This window comes from Pseudomonas sp. SORT22 (assembly GCF_018417635.1).
Lineage (GTDB): Bacteria > Pseudomonadota > Gammaproteobacteria > Pseudomonadales > Pseudomonadaceae > Aquipseudomonas.
The window spans coordinates 5,586,599-5,613,370 of the sequence record NZ_CP071007.1; the positions used below are offsets into that span (position 1 = coordinate 5,586,599).

General features: G+C 62.0%; 18 protein-coding genes. 11 read left to right on the forward strand and 7 right to left on the reverse strand.

Translation table 11 applies throughout. The annotated features are described in order from the left end of the window. Nucleotides 1-183 precede the first annotated feature (183 nt). Nucleotides 184-621 (reverse strand): hypothetical protein, encoded by a 438-nt coding sequence (locus tag JYG36_RS25605; RefSeq protein WP_045193905.1) that lies wholly within the window; start codon nt 619-621, stop codon nt 184-186. Here JYG36_RS25605 and JYG36_RS25610 point away from each other — a divergent pair. Beyond that, the gene (locus JYG36_RS25610) at nt 620-1,075 is read left to right on the forward strand and encodes a tRNA (cytidine(34)-2'-O)-methyltransferase (RefSeq protein ID WP_195885493.1); all 456 of its coding nucleotides are present in this window, start codon (nt 620-622) and stop codon (nt 1,073-1,075) included. The genes JYG36_RS25605 and JYG36_RS25610 overlap by 2 nt on opposite strands. A gap of 50 nt (nt 1,076-1,125) precedes the next feature. On the opposite strand, the gene secB is transcribed toward JYG36_RS25610, so the two are convergent. From secB to JYG36_RS25625, 3 genes are read right to left on the reverse strand one after another with little or no spacing between them, the layout of a single operon-like run. Continuing rightward, nucleotides 1,126-1,617 carry a protein-export chaperone SecB gene (secB, locus tag JYG36_RS25615; RefSeq protein ID WP_045193907.1) on the reverse strand — a complete coding sequence of 164 codons (492 nt, stop codon included), beginning with the start codon at nt 1,615-1,617 and terminating at the stop codon, nt 1,126-1,128. 40 nt (nt 1,618-1,657) lie between these two features. Continuing rightward, nucleotides 1,658-1,912 carry a glutaredoxin 3 gene (gene grxC, locus JYG36_RS25620; protein ID WP_045193908.1) on the reverse strand — a complete coding sequence of 85 codons (255 nt, stop codon included), beginning with the start codon at nt 1,910-1,912 and terminating at the stop codon, nt 1,658-1,660. Between the two features lies 1 nt (nt 1,913). Then, nucleotides 1,914-2,330 carry a rhodanese-like domain-containing protein gene (locus JYG36_RS25625; RefSeq protein WP_010222286.1) on the reverse strand — a complete coding sequence of 139 codons (417 nt, stop codon included), beginning with the start codon at nt 2,328-2,330 and terminating at the stop codon, nt 1,914-1,916. 217 nt (nt 2,331-2,547) lie between these two features. On the opposite strand from JYG36_RS25625, the gene gpmI reads away from it, so the two are divergent. The 4 genes from gpmI (at nt 2,548) to JYG36_RS25645 (ending at nt 7,733) form a co-directional block, all read left to right on the forward strand. Then, complete coding sequence (gene gpmI / locus JYG36_RS25630; protein WP_213602691.1) at nt 2,548-4,083, forward strand: 2,3-bisphosphoglycerate-independent phosphoglycerate mutase; 1,536 nt, start codon at nt 2,548-2,550, stop codon at nt 4,081-4,083. 152 nt (nt 4,084-4,235) lie between these two features. Continuing rightward, on the forward strand, nt 4,236-5,522 hold the full coding sequence (locus JYG36_RS25635; RefSeq protein WP_213602693.1) for a murein hydrolase activator EnvC family protein: 1,287 nt from the start codon (nt 4,236-4,238) through the stop codon (nt 5,520-5,522). An 87-nt stretch (nt 5,523-5,609) separates the two neighbouring features. Beyond that, entirely contained in the window at nt 5,610-6,938 is a 1,329-nt protein-coding gene (locus tag JYG36_RS25640; protein ID WP_045193911.1) for a S41 family peptidase, read from the forward strand. Nucleotides 6,939-6,947: 9 nt separating this feature from the next. After that, entirely contained in the window at nt 6,948-7,733 is a 786-nt protein-coding gene (locus JYG36_RS25645) for a divergent polysaccharide deacetylase family protein (RefSeq protein ID WP_213602695.1), read from the forward strand. A 7-nt stretch (nt 7,734-7,740) separates the two neighbouring features. Here the strand turns inward: JYG36_RS25645 and JYG36_RS25650 are convergent, their stop codons facing one another. The 3 genes from JYG36_RS25650 to JYG36_RS25660 all read right to left on the reverse strand — a co-directional run bounded on the left by JYG36_RS25650 (nt 7,741) and on the right by JYG36_RS25660 (nt 15,375). Continuing rightward, nucleotides 7,741-12,480, reverse strand: coding sequence for a dermonecrotic toxin domain-containing protein (locus JYG36_RS25650; protein WP_213602697.1), 4,740 nt, complete (start codon nt 12,478-12,480; stop codon nt 7,741-7,743). A gap of 79 nt (nt 12,481-12,559) precedes the next feature. Beyond that, nucleotides 12,560-13,300 carry a substrate-binding periplasmic protein gene (locus JYG36_RS25655; RefSeq protein WP_093377071.1) on the reverse strand — a complete coding sequence of 247 codons (741 nt, stop codon included), beginning with the start codon at nt 13,298-13,300 and terminating at the stop codon, nt 12,560-12,562. A 128-nt stretch (nt 13,301-13,428) separates the two neighbouring features. Further along, nucleotides 13,429-15,375 (reverse strand): BCCT family transporter, encoded by a 1,947-nt coding sequence (locus JYG36_RS25660; RefSeq protein ID WP_230090940.1) that lies wholly within the window; start codon nt 15,373-15,375, stop codon nt 13,429-13,431. 479 nt (nt 15,376-15,854) lie between these two features. Here JYG36_RS25660 and betI point away from each other — a divergent pair, with 479 nt between their 5' ends. From betI to selO, 6 genes are all read left to right on the forward strand, one after another. Further along, nucleotides 15,855-16,520, forward strand: a complete 666-nt coding sequence (gene betI / locus JYG36_RS25665; protein WP_093377074.1) for a transcriptional regulator BetI — start codon at nt 15,855-15,857, stop codon at nt 16,518-16,520. 31 nt (nt 16,521-16,551) lie between these two features. Further along, nucleotides 16,552-18,024: a betaine-aldehyde dehydrogenase gene (gene betB, locus JYG36_RS25670; RefSeq protein ID WP_045193917.1), complete on the forward strand. Its 1,473-nt coding sequence runs from the start codon at nt 16,552-16,554 to the stop codon at nt 18,022-18,024. 176 nt (nt 18,025-18,200) lie between these two features. Beyond that, nucleotides 18,201-19,892 carry a choline dehydrogenase gene (gene betA / locus JYG36_RS25675; RefSeq protein WP_093377077.1) on the forward strand — a complete coding sequence of 564 codons (1,692 nt, stop codon included), beginning with the start codon at nt 18,201-18,203 and terminating at the stop codon, nt 19,890-19,892. Nucleotides 19,893-20,118: 226 nt separating this feature from the next. Then, complete coding sequence (locus tag JYG36_RS25680) at nt 20,119-21,861, forward strand: potassium/proton antiporter (RefSeq protein ID WP_045193919.1); 1,743 nt, start codon at nt 20,119-20,121, stop codon at nt 21,859-21,861. Nucleotides 21,862-21,900: 39 nt separating this feature from the next. Then, the gene (mscK, locus tag JYG36_RS25685; RefSeq protein ID WP_213602699.1) at nt 21,901-25,251 is read left to right on the forward strand and encodes a mechanosensitive channel MscK; all 3,351 of its coding nucleotides are present in this window, start codon (nt 21,901-21,903) and stop codon (nt 25,249-25,251) included. Nucleotides 25,252-25,309: 58 nt separating this feature from the next. Then, nucleotides 25,310-26,770, forward strand: coding sequence for a protein adenylyltransferase SelO (gene selO / locus JYG36_RS25690; protein ID WP_213602701.1), 1,461 nt, complete (start codon nt 25,310-25,312; stop codon nt 26,768-26,770). The last annotated feature ends 2 nt before the right edge of the window (nt 26,771-26,772 follow it).

Consider the following 26,772-nt stretch of genomic DNA (forward strand, 5'->3'; position numbering starts at 1 on the left):
GCTTTTGCACCGAACCTGTGCCCTGCGCACCGCAGCAAAGCACACATCCCCCGCCTAACCCCGCCTAACCCCTTAAAACCCGCCATTTCCCGCACTGCAACAAAACTGGCACACACCCTGCATTAGTATCAGTACTTCCAGTTTTGGGGACCTTGGTACAGGCAGGCCGGGGAATCCCCTCTTTTATTCGCGCAGTTTCACCTGCACCCGCCAGCGTCCGCCCTCCTCTGCACCGGCCCATTCGCCATGCAGAGGGCGGGCCGCGACCAGGGTCACAAGCAAGCCGCCGTCACTGTGCTGCACCCGCCAGCTCACCGGTTTGCCCTGCAACTGCAACTGACCCCGCGCAACCTTGCCCTCGGCCTCGAACAGCAGCGCCAGGGTACCTTCGACTTCTTCACCGTGCAGCTTGGGCTCTTCATTGAACCACAGGTTCAAGCCCGCCTCGACCACCTCGACCTGCTCCAGCACCCGTGGCTCTGGCGCAGTCAGGCGACCGATCATCAGCCCCACCAGCATGCCGAACAGCGCCAGGGAAAACAGCACGCGCGGCCATAGCTGCGAACGCGGGTCCGGTTCAGGAGTAGAATGCTCGACATCTTTATGTTCGGAGCCGTGCATGTTTCACGTCATCCTCTTTCAACCAGAGATTCCGCCGAATACCGGCAACATCATCAGACTGTGCGCCAACAGCGGTTGCCACCTGCACCTGATCGAGCCGATCGGCTTCGAGCTGGACGACAAGCGCTTGCGCCGGGCCGGTCTGGACTACCACGAGTATGCCACGCTCAAGCGCCACCCAGACCTGCCCAGTTGCCTGGAAAGCCTTGGCCAGCCGCGGCTGTTCGCCTTCACCACGAAGGCCTCGCACCCTTACCACGAAACCGCCTTCCAGCCGGGCGACGCCTTCCTGTTCGGCCCCGAAAGCCGTGGCCTGCCGGCCGAGGTGCTGGACAGCCTGCCCGCCGAGCAGCGCCTGCGCCTGCCGATGCGCCCGGGCTGCCGCAGCCTGAACCTGTCCAACACGGTGGCGGTGACGGTGTACGAAGCCTGGCGCCAGCAAGGGTTTGCCTGAGCCAAGAAAAAAGCGCCCCGAGGGGCGCTTTTTGCTTCATCGCAACAGGCTTATTGCAGCGAAGGGGCTTCGCCAGCTTCCTGCATGCGTTGCATTTCCTGAGCGTACAGGGCGTCGAAGTTGACCGGCGAGAGCATCAGCGCCGGGAACGAACCACGGGTCACCAGGCTGTCCAGCGCTTCACGGGCGTACGGGAACAGGATGTTCGGGCAGAACGCGCCCAGGGTGTGGCTCATCGACGCCGGGTCGAGGTTCTTGATCAGGAAGATACCGGCTTGTTGCACTTCAGCGATGAAGGCCACTTCGTCGCCGTTCTTCACGGTCACCGACAGGGTCAGCACGACTTCGTGGAAGTCGCCTTCCAGGCCTTTCTGCTTGGTGTTCAGGTCCAGGGCAACGCTTGGCTCCCACTGCTGACGGAAGATCGCCGGGCTTTTTGGCGCTTCGAACGACAGGTCGCGCACGTAGATGCGCTGCAGGGAGAATTGCGGAGCGTTATCGTCGGCTGCGGCTGCGGCGTCGTTGTTCTGTTGATCAGTCATGACAGATCCTTCTTTCCAGAGTCTTTAATGGGTTTCTGATTCAGGCCTTGAGCAGCGCATCGAGCTTGCCGGCGCGCTCCAGGGCATACAGGTCGTCGCAACCGCCGACGTGGGTGGAACCGATCCAGATCTGCGGCACCGAGGTACGACCGGCCTTCTGGCTCATTTCGGCGCGCACCTGAGGCTTGCCATCGACCTTGATCTCTTCGAAGGCCACGCCTTTGCTTTCAAGCAGGTATTTTGCCCGCGAGCAGTAAGGGCAGTAATCGCTGGAGTAGACGATGACGTTGCTCATGTCACTTCACCAACGGCAGGTTATCGGCCTTCCAGCTCGACACGCCGCCCGACAGCTTGGCAGCGGTGAAGCCGGCCTTGAGCAGTTCGCGCGCGGTGGTGCCGGCGTGCTGGCCCATGGCGTCGACGATGATCAGGGTCTTGTTGGCCTTGTGCTTTTCCAGCTCGCCGATGCGCGCGGCGACCTTGTCCTGGGGAATGTTCACGGCGCCCACGATGTGACCGGCGGCGTAGTCCTTGCTCGAACGGATGTCGATCACCAGACCCTTGTCGGCGTTGACCAGCGCGGTCAGTTCGCCAGTGCTGAGGCTGCGGCCGCCCTTGCGTGCTTCGGTGACGATCAGCAAAACCAGCAGAACGACGAAGATACCGACCAGCAGATAGTGATTTGTTGCGAATTCAATCAGGTGAGCAACCATCGGAGGGTGTTCCAGGCCATTAAAAATGTTGGCCAGTATACACAGCCCCCAAGGTCGGCCAAAGCCCGCCGGGCAGGGTTATCGCCAGTAATTCTCATTGCCGGGCTACAGCCCGTCGGCCCGCGCCGTCGGGCCTGCAAGGTTAATTCGTCATTCGTGGCCAATTTGCCCTAAAATGCGTGTCTTTATCATCTGAACAACCGTGAGTGTGGGATTGATGACGAGCACGCCAAAACCCTTGGTCCTGATCATCCTCGATGGTTTCGGTCACAGCGAAAGCCACGAATACAACGCCATCTATTCGGCCAACACGCCAGTCTACGATCGCCTGCGCGCCACCCAGCCGCACGGCTTGATCTCTGGCTCCGGCATGGATGTCGGCCTGCCGGACGGGCAGATGGGCAACTCCGAGGTCGGTCACATGAACCTCGGTGCTGGCCGCGTGGTTTACCAGGACTTCACCCGGGTGACCAAGGCGATCAAGGACGGCGAGTTCTTCACAAACCCCGTGCTGCGCGGCGCGGTCGACAAGGCCGTCGGCGCCGGCAAGGCGGTGCACATCCTTGGCCTGCTGTCCGATGGCGGCGTGCACAGCCACCAGGACCATCTGGTGGCCATGGCCGAGCTTGCCGCCAAACGCGGTGCCGAGAAAATCTACCTGCACGCCTTCCTCGACGGTCGCGACACCCCGCCGAAAAGCGCGCAATCCTCGATCGAACTGCTCGACGCCGCCTTCGCCAAACTGGGCAAGGGCCGCATCGCCAGCCTGATCGGCCGCTACTACGCCATGGACCGCGACAACCGCTGGGACCGCGTATCGGCTGCCTACAACCTGATCGTCGACAGCAGCGCCGAATTCACCGCCGACACCGCCCTGGCCGGCCTTGAAGCCGCCTACGCCCGCGACGAGAGCGACGAATTCGTCAAGGCCACGCGCATTGGCGAAGCGGTAAAGGTCGAAGATGGCGACGCAGTGATCTTCATGAACTTCCGTGCCGACCGCGCCCGCGAGCTGTCGCGGGTGTTCGTCGAACCGGACTTCAACGAATTCCCACGGGCACGCCTGCCAAAACTGGCTGCCTACATCGGCCTGACCCAGTACTCGGCAAAAATCCCGGCGCCGGCCGCCTTTGCCCCTGGCAGCCTGAACAATGTGCTCGGCGAATACCTGGCGAAAAACGGCAAGACCCAGCTGCGCATCGCCGAAACCGAGAAGTACGCCCACGTCACCTTCTTCTTCTCCGGTGGTCGCGAAGAGCCGTTTGAAGGCGAAGAGCGCATCCTCATCCCGTCGCCGAAGGTCGCCACCTATGACCTGCAGCCGGAAATGAGCGCACCGGAAGTCACCGACCGCATTGTCGAAGCCATCGAGCAGCAGCGTTACGACGTGATCGTGGTCAACTACGCCAACGGCGACATGGTCGGCCACAGCGGCGTGTTCGAGGCCGCGGTCAAGGCCGTCGAGGCCCTGGACCTGTGCGTCGGGCGCATCGTCGAGGCGCTGGACAAGGTCGGCGGCGAAGCGCTGATCACCGCCGACCACGGCAACGTCGAGCAGATGGAAGACGAATGCACCGGCCAGGCGCACACTGCGCACACCACCGAGCCGGTACCGTTCATCTATGTCGGCAAGCGCAAGGTGCAGGTCCGCGAAGGCGGCGTGCTGGCCGACGTGGCGCCGACCATGCTCAAGCTGCTGGGCCTGGAAAAACCGGCAGAAATGACTGGCACCTCGATTCTGATCGACGGCTAAAGCCGTTAGCGACAAGCTGCAAGCCGCAAGAAAGAGCCCATTGACCCGCTTTTCTTGCCGCTTGTGGCTTGCCGCTTGTAGTTAAAGCCGTTTTTTTTGCCGCCTATGGCGGGCATACTAGGCCAGTCTCTATGCCTGGTGCCGCCCACCCCATGTTTCGCGCCCTGATCGTACTCGCCCTGTCTTGCCTGCTCAGTCCGGCTTTTGCCGATGAGCGCGCGCAAACCCAGCAGCAACTGGACGCTACGCGCCAGGACATTGCCGAGCTGAAAAAGATGCTTGGCAAGCTGCAGGAAGAAAAATCCGGCGTGCAGAAAGACCTGCGCTCAACCGAAACCGACATCGGCAAGCTGGAAAAGCAGGTGGAGGCCCTGCAACTCGAACTAAAAAAGACCGAAGGCGAACTGGAGCGCCTTGATACCGAGAAAAAAAAACTCCAGAGCGCCCGCATTGAACAGCAACGACTGATCGCCATCCAGGCCCGTTCGGCCTATCAGAATGGCCGCGAGGAGTACCTGAAGCTGCTGCTCAACCAGCAGAATCCGGAAAAATTCGCCCGCACCCTGACTTATTACGATTACCTGAGCCAGGCGCGCCTGACCCAGCTGCGTAATTTCAACGAGACCTTGCGCCAATTGGCCAACGTCGAAAAAGACATCAACCTGCAGCAGGCCCAGTTGCTGGCCCAGCAAGGCACCCTCGACAGCCAGCGCCAAGAGCTGGAAAAAGTCCGCACCGAGCGTAAAGAGGTGCTGGCCAAGCTCAACAACGACGTCAAGGCCCGCGACCAGAAGCTGCAGGCCCGTGAGCAGGACCAGGCCGACCTGAGCAAGGTGCTCAAGACCATCGAGGAAACCCTCGCCCGTCAAGCCCGCGAGGCCGAAGAAGCACGGCAAAAAGCCCTGCTCGCCGCCCAGGAAGCGGAAAAACAACGCCAGCGCGAAGCCCTCGCCGCCAACAGCAGCGACGCGCCGAAAAAGCCCAAGGCGCTTCCCGGCCCGCTGGTGTCCAGCAGCGGCGAAACCTTCGGCGGGGCTTTTTCTGCTGCACGGGGAAAACTTCCATGGCCCGTCAATGGTCGATTGCTGGCACGCTTTGGCGAAACTCGCGGCGATGACTCACGGGCCAAGTGGGACGGGGTAATGATCAGCGCCTCCCAAGGCAGCCAGGTGCGCGCCGTGCATGGCGGCCGGGTAGTGTTTGCCGACTGGTTGCGCGGCGCTGGACTTCTGGTCATTCTCGACCATGGTAATGGTTACCTGAGCCTGTACGGCCATAACCAGAGCCTGCTCAAGAGCGCCGGCGATGTGGTCAAGGCCGGTGAGGCCATCTCCACCGTCGGCAACAGCGGTGGCCAGGACAGCTCGGGGCTGTATTTCGCCATCCGCCAGCAGGGCCGCCCCAGTGACCCCGCACAATGGTGCCGTGCCCAGGGATAGGCAACACCCCTTATTTGACGGCGTAGCGCAACTTCGGGCTGCGCCGATGCTCTACGGAGCGCTACCAGGATCAGGAGTTCGTTCGACATGCTGCAATCGCCTCGCCTCACCTCGCTGGCCCTGACCATCGCCATGGTCCTCGGCGCGCCCCTGGCCCGCGCGGCCGAGCCGGCCAAGCCCGCCGCGATTCCAGCGACGACGGTCTCGGCACCCTCGGCCAAGGCACCGCTGCCGCTGGAAGAGCTGCGCACCTTCGCCGAGGTCATGGACCGCATCAAGGCTGCTTATGTCGAACCGGTAGACGACAAGACCCTGCTGGAAAACGCCATCAAGGGCATGCTCAGCAACCTTGATCCGCACTCGGCCTACCTCGGCCCGGAAGACTTCCTTGAACTGCAGGAGAGCACCAGCGGCGAGTTCGGCGGCCTGGGCATCGAAGTGGGCATGGAAGACGGCTTCATCAAGGTGGTCTCGCCGATCGACGAGACCCCGGCCTCGCGCGCCGGCATCGAAGCTGGCGACCTGATCGTCAAGATCAACGGCCAGCCGACCCGTGGCCAGACCATGACCGAAGCGGTCGACAAGATGCGCGGCAAGGTCGGCGAGAAAATTACCCTGACTTTGGTGCGCGACGGCGGCAACCCCTTCGATGTCACCCTTGCCCGTGCGGTCATCCAGGTCAAGAGCGTCAAGAGCCAGATGCTCGAAGACGGCTACGGCTACATCCGCATCACCCAGTTCCAGGTCAAGACCGGCGAAGAAGTCGGCAAGGCCCTGGCCAAGCTGCGCAAGGACAACGGCAAGAAGCTGCGCGGCCTGGTCCTGGACCTGCGCAACAACCCAGGCGGCGTACTGCAATCAGCCGTGGAAGTGGCCGACCACTTCCTCACCAAGGGCCTGATCGTCTACACCAAGGGCCGCATCGCCAACTCCGAGCTGCGCTTCTCCGCCGACCCGGCCGATGCCAGCGAAGGCGTGCCATTGGTGGTGCTGATCAACGGCGGCAGCGCCTCGGCCTCGGAAATTGTCGCCGGCGCCCTGCAAGACCAGAAACGCGGCGTGCTGATGGGCACCGACAGTTTCGGCAAGGGCTCGGTGCAAACCGTACTGCCGCTGAACAACGACCGCGCACTGAAGATCACTACTGCGCTGTACTTCACCCCCAACGGCCGCTCGATCCAGGCCCAGGGCATCGTCCCGGACATCGAGGTGCGCCGCGCCAAGATCACTGCCGAGCAGGACAGCGAGAACTTCAAGGAAGCCGACCTGCAAGGTCACCTGGGCAACGGCAACGGCGGCGCTGACCGTCCGTCGGGCAAGGCCGGCAGTGCCAAGCCACGCCCACAGGACGATGATTACCAGCTGAGCCAGGCCCTGAGCCTGCTCAAGGGCCTGAGCATCACCCAGGGTAAATAAGGCCAGTCGATGCGTTACCTGCTGTTGGCCCTGTTGTACCTGATGAGCGGCGTCGCCCTGGCGGCGCCGGCTCATGGGGGCAAGGCCTACCTGACACTGATCATCGACGACCTGGGGCAGAACCCTGCGCGCGACTCACGCACCCTGGCCCTGCCCGGGCCGGTGACCCTGGCGATCATGCCCGATACCCCGCATGCCACCGACTTCGCCCGCCAGGCCCATCGCGCCGGCAAGACGGTGATCCTGCACATGCCCATGGACCCGGCGACCGGCCCCTACGCCTGGCACCCCGGCACGCCGCTGCCGGAGCTGGAACGACGGCTGAACGCGGCGCTCGACAAAGTCCCCTATGCCGTCGGCATCAACAACCACATGGGCAGCCGCATGACCGCCGAGCCTGCGGCTATGGCCTGGTTGATGGGAGAATTGCAGCGCCGCGGCCTGTTCTTCGTCGACAGCCGCACCAGCGCCACCACGGTAGCCGCCAAATCCGCGCAGGACATCAGCCTGGCCAGCGTCTCGCGGGATGTCTTTCTCGATGACGTGCGCACCACCGACGCCATTGCCGGCCAGCTGCAACAGGGCATCGCCCTGGCGCGCAAGCAGGGCACAGCAGTGCTGATCGGCCATCCTTATCCACAGACCCTGGAAGTGCTCGAGCGCGAACTGCCCAAGCTCAAGGCCCAGGGCATCGAATGGATCGAAATAGCGCAGATGATCGCCGAGCGCGGCAACCGGGCGATGCCGGCTCACGGCAAGCAGGGCCTTTACAGCCCTGCTCGTGCGGCCCAGTGAGCCTTCGTCAATCCCAGGGAAGGATTCGTTCGAGCTGACTGGCCTTCAGGTCTGCCCGATAGATCTCCAGGAACTGCTGGTTAGTCTTCGCCGCCTGCAACTGTGTCTCGCGTCCCCACGTGCGCTCGGCCCAGAGTTTCAGATGGCCTTTGCTGAACTGACGCCGGTTGGCGGCCTGGGAGCTGTAGTGCAGATGCACTTCCCATAAACCGCTGTCCCGCACAGGCCCTTGCGCCTTGCGCACCTCATAGACATCCAGGTAATCGTCAGCTGCCAGCCTCTTGCGCTCAACGGTCCTGGCGATGGTGATCTGCCCTTCAGCGTGAAGGTAGGCAAGACTTTCACCCGTCGGTCGACTGCTGGCCAGATGCAGCGTCTTCAGCAGAGTGCGCTTGCGCTCATTCAAGTGGCTGATGCTCTGCTCCACAGTTGCTCGCAATGCACTGTCATTGGCTGCGGCGTCTGTGCCTTCAAGCATTTTGGCTACGCGCTGAAGTTTCTCGACATGACGTTCGATGACAAAAGACAAGCTGTGTGGTTCGTTCGAGGCGATGTAGCGCTTTGCCAGGGCGATTACACCGGCAACCTCGGTGTTCAGGCGCGGAGCCTGAGTACGTGCCTGCGCCCGCTCACTGGCGGTCACGGGCGCAGACTCAACCGGGAGCGTGGCCTCCACCACTTCGACCCAGACGTCACCCTGCTGGTGGTAGGTGCCAAGCACCTTTTTGCTCACGGGGTCACGCTGCTCGACCACTGGCTCGCCGAGCAGTTGCGTCTCTTCGCCGACCAGTGTTTTGCCTCCTCGCAAATGAACCACTCGACGCATGCCGGTCCGTGGCTTGTACGGCAAACGCTTGAACGGTAGCGGGGTCTTCCATTGCTGCTCGCGAACGGCCGCCTCCAGCTCAAGCTCCGCCGTCGCTTTAACCAGCCGCACCTGCTCCTTGTAATAATTGAGTGCCTGCTTGTTTACCGCCACACCACCAAAGCGCTCAAGATAGTCGACCATGGTCAAGGCATTGGCATACTCACTCTGCACGCTTTGCAGACCGCTGATGGTTTCTTCTGAGGTAAAGTTGCCGCTGATCAATTCATCCAGGGTACTGCCTGCACCGCTGACGGACTTGCCAATCAGGTAATCGTTGGTGGAAACAAGTGTCTGCTCATCGGCGCCAGACAGTCGTTCCAGCGAGAGCTCGGCAAGGTCCCTGATCAGGTCTGTTCTCAGTTGCAATGTTGTCACTGAGCGCTGACCAACAATACTGTGGACCTGCTCCTGCTTGCCGTCATAGGCAATAGTGCCGTCGTTCAATGTATCAATCAGCAGCACGTCCAGTTTTTCCATTATCTCCTGTATACGCAGCTGCAATGGCACCACAGCCATATGCCTTGCTCGGTAAGTGTTGTACACCGCCGCCTGTTCCGGGGTTGCCGGCAAGGTTACTATTTGTTTGCGAAGCGCAGCTAACTCATCGAACCTGGCCAGCAATATCAGTTCATCATGGACCAACACATAGTTCCTGAGGAGCTGCTTGCGCACCATGCCCCGTCGCTGTTTCATCGGCCTTGCCGTGACTTCAGGCATGAATTTGGCGTACTTCGGCGTGAGCAGCTCTTTCATGCTGACCTCCACCTTCAGGTCGATATTGATTGACTGTTCCAATGTGTCGATCAGCGCCCTGCGTGTCGTGTCCAGCATGCCCTTCTTATCAGCAATCTTCATACCTGTACTGTCGAGCAATGCGCTGAGACCTTCAGTGGTATCACCTTGATCAGTACGCGCCTGCAAGCTATCGCGCAGGTTCAGCAACCTCTGCAACTCACTCGAATGCTCCGCCATCGATGCCCACTGCGGTGTTATCTTGGCGACCAGTGCATTGTTTTTCAGGTCCAGTTCACCGATCTCGGACTGCAGCTTGCTGACCGCTTCCTGGTTGGCGTCCTGTTGCCCAGCCACTCGCCGCTTGGGGCCCCCTCCTCTGAGCCGCAGCTTCAGATCAAACTGCCACGAATTGTTGTCCAGGGTCAGCCAGGGGCCAGTCTGGCCTTGCTCGTCGACCACCTGCTCCCCTTGGGCGTCCGCCCTGACGGCATAAACATGACCTTCAATCGACGCGTAGTATCGTTCCCCAAGCAGGTAAAGCCCCCGGTACGGCCCTTGGCTCAACGGCGAATGATTCTCCAGTGAAGTCGCTGAGCGGTAACTGGAGAGCGGTCGAGGATAATCCGTCGGGCTCAGCTTGAGCCCCCGTGGCCCATACCAGGAAAAGTCCAGCTCCAGGTCCGCTTTCCCCCGCAGAGCAGCGCGCGGAAAGGTTTTGCCCTGGACAGCATTGACCCGGGGGAGGGAGGGTATGACCCGGCGCCGCGGACCAAAGACCGGAATCTCACGCTTGTCTGCGGCAACTGGCGGCTCGACCTTCGGCAGGCTGGCGTGAAACAACACCATGACCAGGTTGAGCAGCAGATCGACCACTGCCGTTGATTTTTCGAACTCATTGCCATTTTTCAATGCACCTGCATCAGCATGCACCGTCAGCGCGCCCTGAACGAGCCAGGCAACCACAGCCACCGGACCCCGTAAAAACGGCGTCGCCACGCTGAACAGCAGGTTGAACAACAAGCCTGCACCCTCGAGCAGCATCGCCCAGCGGTCTTCGGCATTGGAGATCGTCTCGCGCTCGGCCAGCTCCACCAGCATCTGCGAATTGGCCATGTACAAGTTGGTGTCCGCTCCCGGTTGCCAGCCCTGCAACTCCAGCTGTGCCGGCTGAACGGGCTCCAGCTCCAGTTGAGTATCGAGAACAGGCCGACGCAGATGCGGCTCCTGGAAACCGCCATTGGCATATACCCGCTGAGCGTCGCTGCTCATCCAGGCCAAAATGCCTTGCTGCAGCCCCTCGTCTGCCAGGATCTGTTCAAGCAACGCCTGTTGGCTGGCAAACTCCTGGAACGGTCTGTCGGCGCTCATTGGCCGGTAGAGCACGACCTTTCCCGCAGCGTGCGCCGAGATAAACACAAAGGTATTGGTCACTCGATCGGCTTCGCTGGCAGCCTCCTCACGCTTGAACGCCAAAGGCGCCAACAGGCTTTGACCCTCACCGCTGTCCGCTCGAAAGAACGCGACAACACGCTGGTAACCGGTTTCAGACAGCGCTCCATCGATCTTGGCCTTGAGCGCAAGGAGCGGCAACTGGCTTGCCTGCTCCATGGCAAACAGGCTTATCCGCTCGACGTTCTGGTCCGTATCCTGAAGCCTTTTGCTCAGGTACTGGGGATAGGTGCGACCGATATCTGCACGCTGCACCAGCGCTTTCAGGTAATCGGTAGTCAACCAGGACCACAGCTGCTGGTCGGTTTTGTGCGTGATTTTTTCCAACCTGACGCCCTTGGCCGAGCCCAGGTTGCCAATGGCAAATTCAGTCAGGGACAACCGCTTGACCTCAACGCTCCCTGACGATGTACCCGCAACCCCACGCGCCAACCAGAACTCCAGCACCAGGTCATCGGCGTCATAGTTAGCCTCGCTCGGATGGTCAGCGCGCATCAGTTCCAGCAGGGACTTGCGCGTGAAGGCGCGTAGATCAAGGATGCCATCAAGGGAGGATTTGCCGTTGGAGCTGGCTTGCGCGACCAGCAGATCCAGCACCCGCGCACGGTACTCCAGTCGATCAGCCAGGGAAGCTTGACGCAACCATTGCGGCAGTTCGGATTCGCCCTGCCGTAACTGCAACAGCCGGTAAGGATGTGCGCTGAAGAAAGACGCTGGATCGGTCAAGGCAGCGTACCCCTGCTCCAGCTCGACTACGGTGCTGAAATGCCGCCCGTTCACAGGCTCCAGACCTTCAAGCAGCAAGTTCAGGAGCACTGCCCCCTGCATCGCGAACATGTCGGTTGTGATGGGGTATCGATCCCAAGCGAATGAATCAAGCTGATACTCAAGGGCCAGCCCATCACTCAGGCTTTGGGCCATGCTGTCCAGCGAATCAAAGGCATCGATACGCCCACTGGGCTTGCACAACAGAACGATGTTGCGATCGGCCAATGTCAGTGTCACCAACAGGTCCGGCAGCAACTGCTGGTAACGGGCCTCGCCACTAGCCACCGTGACATCAAGTACAAAAACTTCAGGCACCCCGCTGGGATTGTGCCACTTGGTGCTATTACTCGCCGCCAACAGCGCATAAATGCAGTTGCGCTGCTCATCATCCAGGCCTTGTGCTTCAACCCCGCTGGCCAGGGCGGCCTTGAGCATGTGACTCACCTCCTGCAGAGGCGTACCCCCCGAACGGCTTCGCGCCTGCCAGAAGTCGACCTGGGCGCGATGAAGAAACGGCTCGACATTGGCCAGCAGCTCATTGAGCGCGTCAGTGACCAGGGTCAGATCAGGAAGTCTGTCCAGACCACCGGCCAGGTCGCGGTCATAAATGGGTCGGGGCGTAGGGGTAAAGCTCAGGAAACAATTGGTCAGCTCAACCCCGGTGAAATTGAAGGTTGATTGCGAGATGAGCTTTTCGAGAAAGACTTCGGCCAGTGACTTTATCGTCACTGTGTCGAGATCTTCAGGCTCTCGCGTACAGAGATAAATCTCTCTTGACTCGCGCAGTTGCGGGTAGTTTTTGTCGATTTCGGGGTATTGCTTGGCCAGCCGCTGCACCAATTGCTGATGCACTACAGCGCGCAGCGTTGGCCGGGAAGCAAACGCCAGACCGACAGTTTGCTCAAAGGAGTCCAAGGCGATGGTCATTGTCGTTGTCTCTGGGTAAGGGACCCGTGACGATAACGACACCTATCGCATTGCCTGCGTTAACTATTGCTCAGGACTTTTACAGGTAACGAGCGAACACCTGCTCGACAAAGCCGTCGCGGCGCATCTGCTCAAGGGCCTGCTGCAGTTTGTTCACCACCTCGTCCGGCACTTCGCGATTGAGCGCCAGGTACAGCTCGGCACCGTGAAAACGCAGCACCGTCTTGAGCTTGCTCACACCTACCTGACGCGCCAGGTAGCGACCAGCCGGATCGCCACTGGCCCACAGGTCGATTTCGCCGTTCAGCAGTTTTTTCGCGTTGTCACGGTCGCGCAGCACCAGTACCGGGTTAAGGCCTTGCGCGGCCAGGTACTCGGCGATCGCATCACCCTTGTAGGCCCCGATGCGGTAACGCTTGGCCTCCTGGAGGTTGCTGACGGCAATCGGACTGCCTTCGGGGGCCAGCAAAATCCAGTCATCCGGCCCCAACGGCCCGACCCACTTGAACAGCTTTTCCCGCTCCGGCTGGCGGGCCATGACGAATACGCCGTAGCCGGGCGTTTGCAGGGCCTGCTCGTAGATGCGCTGCCAGGGGAAACGCAAGGTCATGCTGTAGGGCACCCCGGCGCGCTTGAACATCTCGCGCACCAGGTCCGCGGCAATGCCGTTGATGCCATCGTCACGGGCGAAGCTCTTGCCGTTGATGGCCATGTTATAGGGCGGGAAGTTTTCGGTGAGCAGCACCACAGGCTCGCTGGCGCGGGCGAGGTGGCTGAACGACAGGCAACTGCACAACAACAGGACAAGACGCTTGAACATGATGGCACCGGGCTCCTTGGCAACGCCAAGAGTGCCGGGGCCTGCTGCGCCTGTCCAGTCTGCACCGGTATCACAACAAAAAGGGCCCTGTTCCTGCGAACAGAGCCCTTGCGGTGCATCAGCCGTTGTCAGCTATAGACACGCCCCAGCAACTGGCGGTGGCTTTCGAACTGATCGAGCACATCACGGGTGATCTGCTCCGGGGTGAAGCCCATCAGGTCGTACTCCTGGCTGCCATTGTGCAGGTACACCTCGGCGCGGTAGAAGCGCTGGCGCACTTCCGTCTCGCCTTCCACCGGTGCCTCGCTCGGCGCGGCCAGGTAACCGTCCAGGCTCACTTCATAAACGAACGGATTGCCTTCTTCCATGTCGATGCGCAGGCCCATGGCCGAGCGCGACTGGCCGACCCGGGTCTGCACCTGGAAGCCCAGGGTCTGCAACTGCGCAGCCGCTTCCTTGAGCGCCGGGCTGACGCGCTTGTCCATGAAGCGCTGAACGATGGCCTGGGTTGGCTGCAGGTCCAGCTGGCTCAGGCGCTCGCTGAAACCGCGACGACCACGGGCAGCCAGTTCGGCCTGCTCCTGCTCGACCTGGCTGTCCTGCTTCATGGCCTTGTACAGGCCGAACATGAACAGCACCAGCACCACCGAGAACGGCAGCCCCGCCAGTACCACCATGGTCTGCATGGCCTGGAAGTTACCGGCCAGAAGCAAACCGATGGTGACCACGGTAATGATCGCCGACCAGAGGATACGCAGCCAGTTCGGTGCATCTTCGTCGACATGGCCGCCTTTGCAGGAAAGGTTGGCCATCATCACCGCGCCGGAATCGGCCGGGGTCAGGAACAGTACGAAGCCAACGAAAATCGCGACACCGACCACGATCTTGGCGAACGGATAGTGCTCGAGCAACTGGTAGATCGACATCGCCGGCTGTTCCAGCGCTGTTCGCCCAAGCTCCACCGCGCCCTGGTTCATGACCAGGTCCAGCGCCGAGTTGCCGAAGATCGACAGCCAGGCCAGGGTGAAGCCCAGCGGGATCAGCAGTACGCCGGCGACCAGCTCGCGCACGGTACGACCGCGCGAAATGCGGGCAATGAACATACCGACGAACGGGCCCCAGGAAATCCACCAGGCCCAATAGAACACGGTCCACAGGCCCAGCCAGCGCTCGGACTTGTCACTGTCGCCTTCATAGACGTACAGGTCGAAGGTCTTGAGCACCACGCCGTTGAGGTAGTCGCCGATGTTCTGCACGAAGCTGTTGAGCAGGTGCAGGGTCGGGCCGTTGAGCAGCACGAACAGCAGCAGGCCGCTGAACAGGATGATGTTGAGGTTGGACAGGCGGCGGATGCCGTTCTCCACACCCGACACGGCGGCGATGGTCGCCACGGTGCTCATCACCAGGATCACGATCAGCAGGTTGGTGTCGCTGTGCTGCATGCCGAACAAATATTCCAGGCCCGAGGATACCTGCATCGAGCCAATGCCCAGGTTGGTCACCAGGCCCAGCAGGGTCACGAACATGCCGAAGATATCGACAGTGTGGCCTGCGGCGCCCTTGACCCAACGCTCGCCGACCAGCGGGTACAGCGCCGAGCGCAGGGCCAGCGGCTGGTTGTGGCGGTAAGCGAAGTAGGCAACGGACAGGCCGACCAGGGCATAGATCGCCCAGCCATGCAGGCCCCAGTGCAGGAAGGTCAGCTGCAGGCCTTCACGGGCCGACTGCAGGCTGGCCGGTGCGCCTTCAGGCGGGTTGAAGTAGTGATCCAGCGGCTCGGACGCACCGAAGTACAGCAGCGAGATACCGATACCGGAGGAGAACAGCATCCCGGCCCAGGCACCGTAGCTGAAGTCCGGCTTGTCATCCTTGCCGCCAAGCTTGAGCTTGCCGAAGTTGGAGAAGGCCAGAACGATGACGAACAGCAGGTAGCCGCCAATCACCAGCATGTAGTACCAGCCGAAGCTACGCGACAACCAGGCCTGAGCCTCGTTCAGCACGCGGCCGGCGGTTTCGGGAACTGCGATCAGCAAGGCAGTCAACAACAGGATCAGCAACGTCGAGGTGAAGAACACCACGCTGTTGACCCGGACCCTCTCGGCAGGGGTCTTGATTAGGGAGGCAGAACTCATTGCACATATGCTCCGGGCAGTGCGAGAGAAACACGAAACAATCGTTACCCGAGCAAATGGTGCAATAGCCCCACAGCTGCAGGTGTTATAAAAGCACCTTGAAAAAACCGTGATCCCGAATCGATTGCGTTGAAAAAAACAGGCCGAAAACCCCGTCCCGAGGGTTGGCCGCGCGGTGCTATACCGCTCGGCAGATCTGTTCAACGCGCCGTTTACACCCGTCAACACCTTGTATTCCGGGGGTTCCACGTCTTTTTGGGGTGCCAATTTGTGCAAACCGCAGGTAGGAAAAACCTGTCAATTGCACAGATTGTCGCAGAGCTTATTCTTTGTTGATTGAACGTTCAATCAAAACAAAATAGACTGGCCTTCGCCGAGGCAGCCGCTCGTCGACTGCTCGCAGGCCTGAGGAGATTTGCAAGATGCCCAAGGTCGGTATGCAACCCATCCGCCGTCAGCAGTTGATCGAAGCCACGTTGCTGGCCATCGACCAGGTCGGCATGGGTGACGCCAGCATTGCGCTGATCGCCCGTTTGGCCGGTGTGTCGAATGGCATCATCAGTCACTACTTTCAGGACAAGAACGGCCTGATCGCAGCGACCATGCGGTACTTGATGAGCGTGCTGAACGAGAACGTCGTCGCCAACCGGCAGGCGCTCAAGGACAACAGCCCGCGCGCCCACCTGCAGGTGATCATCGAAGGCAACTTCGACGCCAGCCAGGTCAACGGCCCGGCAATGAAAACCTGGTTGGCCTTCTGGGCCTCCAGCATGCACCAGCCGTCTTTGCACAGGTTGCAGCGGATCAACGATCACCGCTTGTATTCCAACCTGTGCTGCCAGTTCCGCCGCGCCCTGCCGTTGCCAGAAGCACGCAGCGCGGCCCGCGGGCTGGCAGCCTTGATCGACGGTCTGTGGCTGCGCGGTGCGCTGTCCGGAGACGCTTTCGACACCGACCAGGCGAAACAAATCGCTTACGAATACATGGATTTACAACTGGCGAAACAGACGAGCCCGGACACGCAAAACCAGGCCTCTGAACCACCGCGCGTCGCGATTGCCAAACAAGCAGGAGCGCTGCACGGATAGCCAAACACACATATGCACTTGCGAGGACACTATGGCCCGTTTCGAACTGCAAAAACTCTACATTGATGGTGGTTATGTCGACGCTTCCAGCGACGCTACCTTCGACGCCATCAACCCGGCCAACGGCGAAGTCCTCGCCCAGGTGCAACGCGCTACCGAAGCCGATGTCGAGCGCGCGGTAGAAAGCGCCGAACGTGGCCAGAAAGTCTGGGCAGCGATGACCGCCATGCAGCGTTCGCGCATCCTGCGCCGCGCCGTCGACATCCTGCGCGAGCGCAACGATGAACTGGCCGCCCTGGAAACCCTGGACACCGGCAAGTCGTACTCCGAAACCCGCTACGTCGACATCGTCACCGGCGCCGACGTGCTGGAATACTACGCAGGCCTGGTACCGGCCATCGAAGGCGAGCAGATCCCGCTGCGCGACAGCTCGTTCGTCTACACCCGCCGCGAGCCGCTGGGCGTGACCGTCGGTATCGGCGCCTGGAACTACCCGATCCAGATCGCCCTGTGGAAATCCGCACCAGCCCTGGCGGCCGGTAACGCGATGATCTTCAAGCCGAGCGAAGTCACCTCGCTGACCACCCTGAAACTGGCCGAGATCTACACCGAAGCCGGCCTGCCGGACGGCGTGTTCAACGTCCTGACCGGCAGCGGCCGCGAAGTCGGCACCTGGCTGACCGAGCACCCGCGCATCGAGAAAATCTCCTTCACCGGCGGCACCACCACCGGCAAGAAAGTCATGGCCAGCGCTTCGAGCTCGACGCTCAAGGAAGTCACCATGGAACTGGGCGGCAAGTCGCCGCTGATCATCTGCGACGACGCCGATCTGGATCGCGCCGCTGACATCGCCATGATGGCCAACTTCTACAGCTCGGGCCAGGTCTGCACCAACGGCACCCGCGTGTTCGTTCCTGCCTCGATGAAAGCGGCTTTCGAAGCCAAGATCGCCGAGCGCGTTGCGCGTATCCGCGTTGGCAACCCTGAAGACGAAAACACCAACTTCGGCCCGCTGGTCAGCTTCGCCCACATGGAAAGCGTGCTGGGCTACATCGCCAAGGGCAAGGAAGAAGGCGCACGCGTTCTGTGCGGCGGCCAGCGTCTGACCGAAGGCGAATTCGCCAAGGGCGCATTCGTGGCACCGACCGTGTTCACCGACTGCCGCGACGACATGACCATCGTCAAGGAAGAAATCTTCGGCCCAGTAATGAGCATCCTCTCCTACGAGACCGAAGAAGAAGTCATCCGCCGTGCCAACGACACCGAATACGGCCTGGCCGCGGGCGTCTGCACCAACGACATCAGCCGCGCCCACCGCATCATCCACCAGCTGGAAGCCGGTATCTGCTGGATCAACGCCTGGGGCGAGTCGCCAGCCGAAATGCCGGTTGGCGGTTACAAGCAATCCGGCGTTGGCCGCGAAAACGGCGTGAGCTCGCTGGCTCAGTACACTCGTATTAAATCGGTGCAGGTGGAACTGGGTGCGTACAACTCGGTTTTCTGAGGTGACACGTAGCCAGATGCTCTGAAGCCTCAAGCTTCGAGCTGCAAGCTGCAAGTAAAAGCCGGTGCGCGTTATGCCAACCGGCACTTGCAGCGCCCACTAAATCGCGAGCCTTGCACGACCGCTGTTTCTTGCGGCTTGTAGCTTGAGGCTTGCAGCTGCTTTCGGAGAAAGCCATGGAATATGACTACATCATCGTCGGTGCCGGCTCTGCCGGTAACACCCTGGCGACCCGCCTGACCGAAGACGAAGGCGTTACCGTCCTGCTGCTCGAGGCCGGTGGCCCAGACTACCGCATGGACTTTCGCACCCAGATGCCAGCCGCGCTGGCGTTCCCGCTGCAAGGCCGTCGCTACAACTGGGCCTACGAGACCGACCCGGAGCCGCACATGGACGGCCGCCGGATGGAATGCGGTCGCGGCAAGGGCCTGGGTGGCTCGTCGCTGATCAACGGCATGTGCTACATCCGCGGCAACGCCATGGACTTCGACGGCTGGGCAAAACTGCCAGGCCTGGAAGACTGGAGCTACCTGGACTGCCTGCCGTATTTCCGCAAGGCGGAAACCCGCGACATCGGCGCCAACGATTATCACGGTGGCGAAGGCCCGGTCAGCGTCACCACGCCTAAAGCCGGCAACAACCCGCTGTTCCACGCCATGGTCGAAGCCGGCGTACAAGCCGGTTACCCGCGCACCGAAGACCTCAACGGCTACCAGCAGGAAGGTTTCGGCCCAATGGACCGTACCGTCACGCCTAAAGGCCGTCGCTCCAGCACCGCCCGCGGCTACCTGGACACTGCCAAAAAGCGTTCGACCCTGACCATCGTCACCCACGCCCTGAGCGATCGCGTGCTGTTCGACGGCAAGCGCGCTGTTGGCGTGAGCTACCTGGTCGGCGCCAGCGAAGAGCGCGTCGAAGCCCGTGCGCGCAAGGAAGTGATCGTCTGCTCCGGCGCCATCGCTTCGCCGCAACTGCTGCAGCGCTCCGGCGTTGGCCCGCGTGCTCTGCTCGAAAGCCTCAACGTGCCTGTGGTTCACGACCTGCCGGGCGTGGGCGAAAACCTGCAGGACCACCTTGAGCTGTACCTGCAGTACGCCTGCACTCAGCCGGTATCGCTGTACCCGTCGCTGCTCTGGTACAACCAGCCGGCCATCGGTGCCGAGTGGCTGTTCAAGGGCACCGGTATCGGCGCCAGCAACCAGTTCGAAGCGGGCGGTTTCATCCGTACGCGCGAAGAGTTCGAATGGCCGAACATCCAGTACCACTTCCTGCCAGTAGCGATCAACTACAACGGCAGCAATGGCGTACAGGAACACGGCTTCCAGGCCCACATGGGGTCGATGCGCTCGCCTAGCCGCGGCCGTATCCAGCTGAAGTCGAAAGACCCGCGCCAGCACCCGAGCATCCTCTTCAACTACATGGCCACCGAGCAGGACTGGCAGGAATTCCGTGACGGCATCCGCCTGACTCGCGAAATCATGGCCCAGCCTGCACTGGACGCCTACCGTGGCCGCGAAATCAGCCCAGGCGCCGACGTGCAGACTGACGAAGAACTGGACAAGTTCATTCGCGAGCACGCCGAAACCGCGTTCCACCCGTCCTGCTCGTGCAAGATGGGCGACGATGACATGGCCGTGGTCGACGGCCAGGGCCGCGTGCATGGCATGCAGGGCCTGCGTGTGGTCGATGCCTCGATCATGCCGATCATCATCACCGGCAACCTCAACGCCACCACGATCATGATCGCCGAGAAAATCGCCGACAAGATCCGCAACCGCCAGCCGCTGCCACGTAGCACCGCCAAGTACTACGTCGCCAACGGCGCGCCGGTCAAAGGCAAGGCGATGCGTGAGGTCAAGCAGGCCTAAGCCTTTTTCGCGGGGCAAGCCCGCTCCTACCTGTGGGAGCGGGCTTGACCCGCGATGAGGCCCGCAAGTAGCAACACAATAAGGCACTCCAAGGAGTGCTTTTTTTGTCCCCGCGATTAACCCTTTACAGCCCGCCAACCCCTCAGGTTAGAATCCTTGGCACGCGACCTGCTTGATATTCGAAGCAAACCGCCCCTCCTTCCTGCTTTTCCCCGGAGTACTGCCTTTGGATGCGTCCACCATCAATAGCCTGTTCTTGATCGGCGCATTGCTGGTAGGTGCAAGTATTCTGGTCAGCTCACTGTCATCGCGCCTGGGCATCCCGATCCTGGTCATCATCCTTGCGGTCGGCATGATTGCCGGGGTCGACGGTGGCGGCATCATCTTCAACAATTACCCGACCGCCTACCTGGTGGGCAACCTGGCGCTGGCGGTGATCCTCCTCGACGGCGGCCTGCGCACGCGGGTGGCGAGTTTCCGCGTGGCCCTGTGGCCGGCGCTGTCGCTGGCCACAGTCGGCGTGCTGATCACCACCGGCCTGACCGGCATGGTCGCCGCCTGGCTGTTCGACCTGAGCCTGATCCAGGGCCTGCTGATCGGCGCCATCGTCGGCTCCACCGACGCCGCAGCGGTATTCTCGCTGCTCGGCGGCAAAGGCCTGAACGAGCGGGTGACGGCAACCCTGGAGATTGAATCGGGCAGCAACGACCCGATGGCGGTGTTCCTCACCGTGACCCTGATCGAGATGATCGCCAGTGGCCAGACCGGCCTGCACTGGAGCCTGCTCACCCACCTGCTGCGCGAGTTCGGCATCGGCGGCCTGCTGGGCCTGGGTGGCGGCTGGCTGCTGCTGCAACTGGTCAACCGCATCAACCTCGCCGGCGGCCTCTATCCGATCCTGGTAGTGGCTGGCGGCCTGGTGGTGTTCTCGCTGACCAACGCCCTGCACGGCAGCGGCTTCCTCGCCGTGTACCTGTGCGGCCTGGTGCTCGGCAACCGGCCGATCCGTAGTCGCCATGGCATCTTGCACATGCTCGACGGCATGGCCTGGCTCGCGCAGATCGGCATGTTCCTGGTCCTCGGCCTGCTGGTCACACCGCACGACCTGCTGCCCATCGCCCTGCCGGCACTGGGCCTGGCGCTGTGGATGATCATCTTCGCCCGGCCACTGTCGGTAATCGCCGCCCTGCTGCCGTTCAAGGCTTTCCATGGCCGCGAAAAAGCTTTTATTTCCTGGGTCGGCCTGCGCGGCGCGGTACCGATCATTCTCGCGGTGTTCCCGCTGATGGCCGGGCTGCCCGATGCGCAGCTGTTCTTCAACCTGGCGTTCTTCATCGTGTTGGTCTCGCTGCTGGTGCAGGGCACCAGCCTGCCGTGGGTGGCCAAGCTGCTGAAAGTGACAGTACCGCCAGACCCGGCGCCAATCTCCCGCTCGGCCCTGGAAGTGCACATCACCAGCGAGTGGGAGCTGTTCGTCTATCGCCTGGGCGCCGAAAAATGGTGCATCGGCGCCGCCCTGCGCGAGCTGAAAATGCCCGAAGGCACCCGCATCGCCGCACTGTTTCGCGGCCAGCAACTGCTCCATCCGTCGGGAAGTACCACCCTGGAAGTCGACGACCTGCTCTGCGTGATCGGCCACGAACACAACCTGCCGGCCCTCGGCAAGCTGTTCAGCCAGGCACCGCAGCGAGGCCTGGACCTGCGCTTCTTTGGTGACTTCGTGCTCGAAGGGGACGCAGAACTGGGGGCTGTAGCGGCGTTGTACGGTTTGCAGCTCGACGGTCAGGACCCGCACACGCCACTCAGCCGCTTCATCGCGCAGAAGGTTGGCGGCGCGCCGGTGGTCGGCGACCAGATCGAATGGAACAGCACCTTGTGGACGGTTGCAGTGATGGAAGGGAACAAGATCCTCAAAGTGGGCGTCAAATTCCCCGAAGGTACTCGACCCGGCCCAGGGTTGTTCCTTTAAACTCCGTTCTTCGCCTCTGCCTGTACGAATTTTCTGCCTATGTCCCTGCGCACGTTTTTAAGCGCAGCCCTGATCGGGCTGTGCCTGTCCTTCTCCCCGGTGTGGGCGGCGGAACCGCCGACCACGGCAGCGATCCAGAAAAGCCTGGACAAGATCGCCGAACGCAAGCTGCCCGAGGCTGAACAGAAAGCCCTGCAGCAGGTGCTCGAAAAGACCCTGGCCTTCCTCGGCAACAAAGAGGACAGCGAGAAGAAGCTCGCCGCGCTCAAGCACCAGCTCAACGACGCGCCGCGCCAGACCAGCGAAAACCAGCGCGAGCTGGCCAAGCTCAAGGACAGCAAGGTGATCCCGGTCACCCAGCGCTACGCTGCCTCCAGCGTGCCGCAGCTGGAGCAATTGCTGGCCGAGCGCACCACCGAGCAGGGCGAACTGCAAAAAGCGCTGTCCGAGGCCAACAGCCTGACCATCACCGCGCAGACCCGCCCCGAACGGGCCCAGGCAGAAATCAGCGCCAACCAGACCCGCACCCAGCAGATCAACACCAGCCTGAAGATCGGCAAGGACGGCGGCAAGCCGCTCAGCGCCGACCAGCGCAACCAGCTCAACGCCGAACTCGCCGCGCTCAACGCCCTGACCCTGCTGCGCCGCCAGGAACTGGCAGGCAACAGCCTGCTGCAAGACCTGGGCAACAGCCAGCATGACCTGTTGATCGAGCGCGCCGCGCGCCTGGAACAGGAGATCCAGGACCTGCAGACGCTGATCAACCAGAAGCGCCTGGCCCAGTCCCAGCAAACCGTCACCGAACAGTCGATCGAAGCGCAGAAAGCTGGCGGCAGCACCCTGCTGGCCACCGAAAGCGCCGCCAACCTCAAGCTCTCCGACTACCTGCTGCGCAGCACCGACAGCCTCAACGACCTGACCCAGCAGAACCTCAAGACCAAGCAGCAGCTGGACAGCCTGACCCAGAGCGACCAGGCCCTCGACGAGCAGATCAGCGTGCTCAAGGGCAGCCTGCTGCTGTCGAAGATCCTCTACAAGCAGAAGCAGGCGCTGCCGCACCTGAAGCTCGACCGCGACCTGGCCGACCAGATCGCCGACATCCGCCTGTATCAGTTCGAGATCAACCAACAGCGCGAGCAGATCAGCAGCCCGAGCAGCTATGTCGACAAGCTGCTCACCGCGCAACCGCCCGAGACCGTCACCCCGCAACTGCGCAAGGCCTTGCTGGAAGTGGCGATCACTCGCAGCGACCTGCTCGAACGCCTGAACCGTGAACTGAGCGCGCTGCTCAACGAATCGATCACCTTGCAGTTGAACCAGAAGCAACTGTTCAGCACCGCACAAAACCTGCGTGCAACCCTTGATGAGCAGATGTTCTGGATTCCCAGCAACAAGCCACTGGACCTGGAATGGCTGCGCAGCGTGCCCGAGCGCCTGCAAAAACAGGTTGTCAGCCTGCCTTGGGGTTCAGGCCTGCGCGAGCTGACCGACGGCCTGGCCCAGCGCCCGTTGCTGTTCCTGCCGTTGCTGTTGCTGATCGGCACCCTGCTGTGGCGGCGCAAATACCTGTATGCGCGCCTGACCAAGGTTCACCAGGATGTCGGCCACTTCAAGCGTGACAGCCAGTGGCACACGCCCCAGGCGATCCTGATCAACATCCTCCTGGCCATGCCCCTGAGCCTGGGTCTGGCCCTGTGCGGCTATGCCCTGCAGGTCGACGCCCGCGGGCAGAACGCCAACCTCGCCTCGGCGCTGTTCCAGGTGGCCCAGGCCTGGCTGGTGTTCTACACCGCCTACCGGATACTCGCCCCGGGCGGCGTGGCCGAGCTGCACTTTCGCTGGGAAAAGCCCCAGGTCGAATTCCTCCGTGGCTGGATCCGCCGCCTCGGCACCGTGGTCCTGGCCCTGGTCGGGGTGGTGGCGGTGGCCGAACATCAACCCTCGGCGCTGGCTGAAGACGTGCTCGGCATCGGCGTGGTGCTGACCTGCTATGCGCTGATGGCCTGGTTGCTCAGCCGCCTGCTGCTGAGCAGTCCCACCCACCGCAACACCTCGCTGTTTCGCAAGGCCGTGGGCGTGGCCTTTACCGCGTTGCCGGTGGCGCTGTTCATCGCCGTGTGCTTTGGCTATTACTACACCGCGCTCAAGCTCACAGACCGCCTGATCGATACCCTGTACCTGCTGATGTTCTGGCTGGTGATCGAAGCCGCCTTCGTCCGCGGCCTGGCCGTGGCTGCCCGGCGCCTGGCCTACCAGCGGGCGCTGAGCAAGCGCCAGGCGGCCAAGGAAGGCCTGGATGGCGAAGTGCTGGTCGAAGAGCCGACCCTGGACATCGAACAGGTCAACCAGCAGTCGCTGCGCCTGATTCGCCTGGCCCTGCTCGGCGGCTTCATCGCCGCCCTGTACTGGGTCTGGTCGGACCTGATCAGCGTGTTTGCCTACCTCGACAACATCACCCTGTACGAGTACACCAGCGGCACCGGCGCATCCATGAGCATGGTGCCGATCAGCCTGCGCGACCTGCTGGGCGCACTGGTGATCATCGGCATCACCATTGCCCTGGCCGGCAACCTGCCGGGCCTGCTCGAAGTACTGGTGCTGTCACGCCTGAACCTGGCCCAGGGCAGTGCCTACGCCACCACCACGTTGCTGTCCTACGTGATTGCCGGGGTCGGCTTTGTTTCCACCCTGTCAGCCCTGGGCGTCAGCTGGGACAAACTGCAATGGCTGGTGGCGGCACTGTCGGTGGGCCTGGGCTTCGGCATGCAGGAGATCTTCGCCAACTTCATCTCCGGGATCATGATCCTGTTCGAGCGCCCGGTGCGCATTGGCGACACCATCACCATCGGCAACCTCTCCGGCACGGTGAGCAAGATCCGCATCCGCGCCACCACCATCACCGACTTCGACCGCAAGGACATCATTGTCCCGAACAAGACCTTCATCACCGGGCAACTGATCAACTGGTCGCTGACCGACACCATCACCCGGGTAACCCTCAAGCTCGGCGTCGACTACGGCTCGGATCTGGACCTGGTGCGCACCCTGCTGCTCAAGGCCGCCAACGACAACCCGCGGGTACTCAAGGAGCCGGCGCCGATCGTCTACTTCCTGAACTTCGGCGAAAGCACCCTGGACCACGAGCTGCGCATGCACGTGCGCGACCTGGGCGACCGCAACCCGGTGCTCGACGAGATCAACCGCTACATCAACAAAGAGTTCAAGAAGCAACACATCAACATCTCCTTCCGGCAGATGGAGATCTACCTGAAGAACATGCAGGGCCAGGAATACAAGATGGTCCCGGTGGAAAACCTCGACAAGACCGTGCTGCCAAACGCCAGCGATGGCGAGAAGCCCGGCGACGAGGCCAGCGGCAAACCGGCCTGACTGGACGCCAGCGGCCATACCCTTGCAGAATGCTCAGGTTTTCTTCAGGAGATGGCCGTTGAAAGCCCTCGACGAACTGACTTTCGATAACCGTTTCGCCCGCCTGGGCGATGCCTTCTCTACTTCGGTGCTGCCCGAGCCGATTGCCGAACCGCGCCTGGTGGTCGCCAGCGAGGCAGCCATGGCGCTGCTCGACCTTGAGCCCACTGAAGCCCATTCGCCGGTATTTGCCGAACTGTTCAGCGGCCACAAGCTGTGGGCCGAGGCCGAACCGCGGGCTATGGTTTACTCCGGGCACCAGTTCGGCTCCTACAACCCGCGCCTTGGCGATGGCCGCGGGCTGTTGCTGGGCGAGGTGCGCAACGACGCCGGCCAGTCCTGGGACCTGCACCTCAAGGGCGCCGGGCAGACGCCTTACTCGCGCATGGGCGATGGCCGCGCCGTGCTGCGCTCGTCGATCCGCGAGTTCCTTGCCAGCGAGGCCCTGCCGGCCCTGGGCATCGCCAGCAGCCGCGCGCTGTGCGTGATCGGCTCGAGCACGCCGGTGTGGCGAGAAACCCAGGAGCGCGCGGCCATGCTGCTGCGCCTGGCGCCGAGCCATATCCGCTTCGGGCATTTCGAGTACTTCTACTACACCCGCCAGCCCGAGCAGCAGCGCATCCTCGCCGAGCACGTGCTCAACAGCCACTTTGCCGAGTGCAAGGACGAACCCGAGCCGTACCTGGCGATGTTCCGCACCATCGTCGAGCGCAATGCCGAGCTGATTGCCCGCTGGCAGGCCTATGGTTTCTGCCACGGGGTGATGAACACCGACAACATGTCGATTCTGGGCATCACCTTCGACTTCGGCCCCTACGCCTTCCTCGACGACTTCGACGCCAACTTCATCTGCAACCACTCCGATGACCAGGGTCGCTACAGCTACAGCAACCAGGTGCCCATTGCCCACTGGAACCTCAGCGCCCTGGCCCAGGCCCTGACGCCGTTTATCAGCGTCGAAGCGCTGAAGCAAACCCTGGGGCTGTTCCTGCCGCTATACGAGGCCCATTACCTGGACCTGATGCGCCGGCGCCTGGGCCTGACCCAGGCCGAAGACGACGACAAGCTGCTGATCGAGCGCCTGCTGCAACTGATGCAGCCCGGCGCGGTGGACTACACCCTGTTCTTCCGCCATCTCGGCGACCAGCCTGCCGAGCAGGCGCTGCAGGTGGTGCGCGACGACTTCATCGATCTGGCCGGTTTTGACCTGTGGTCAGCCGATTACCTGGCGCGCCTGCAGCGCGAACCCGGCAACGCCGAGGGCCGGCGCGAGCGCATGCATGCGGTCAACCCGCTGTACATCCTGCGCAACTACCTGGCCCAGCGCGCCATCGAGGCGGCCGAGGGGGGTGACTACGAGGAAGTACGCCGCCTGCACCAAGTGCTGAGCAAACCGTTCGACGAGCAGCCGGGCATGCAGGCCTACGCCCAGCGGCCGCCGGAATGGGGCAAGCACCTGGAGATCAGTTGCTCGTCGTGAGG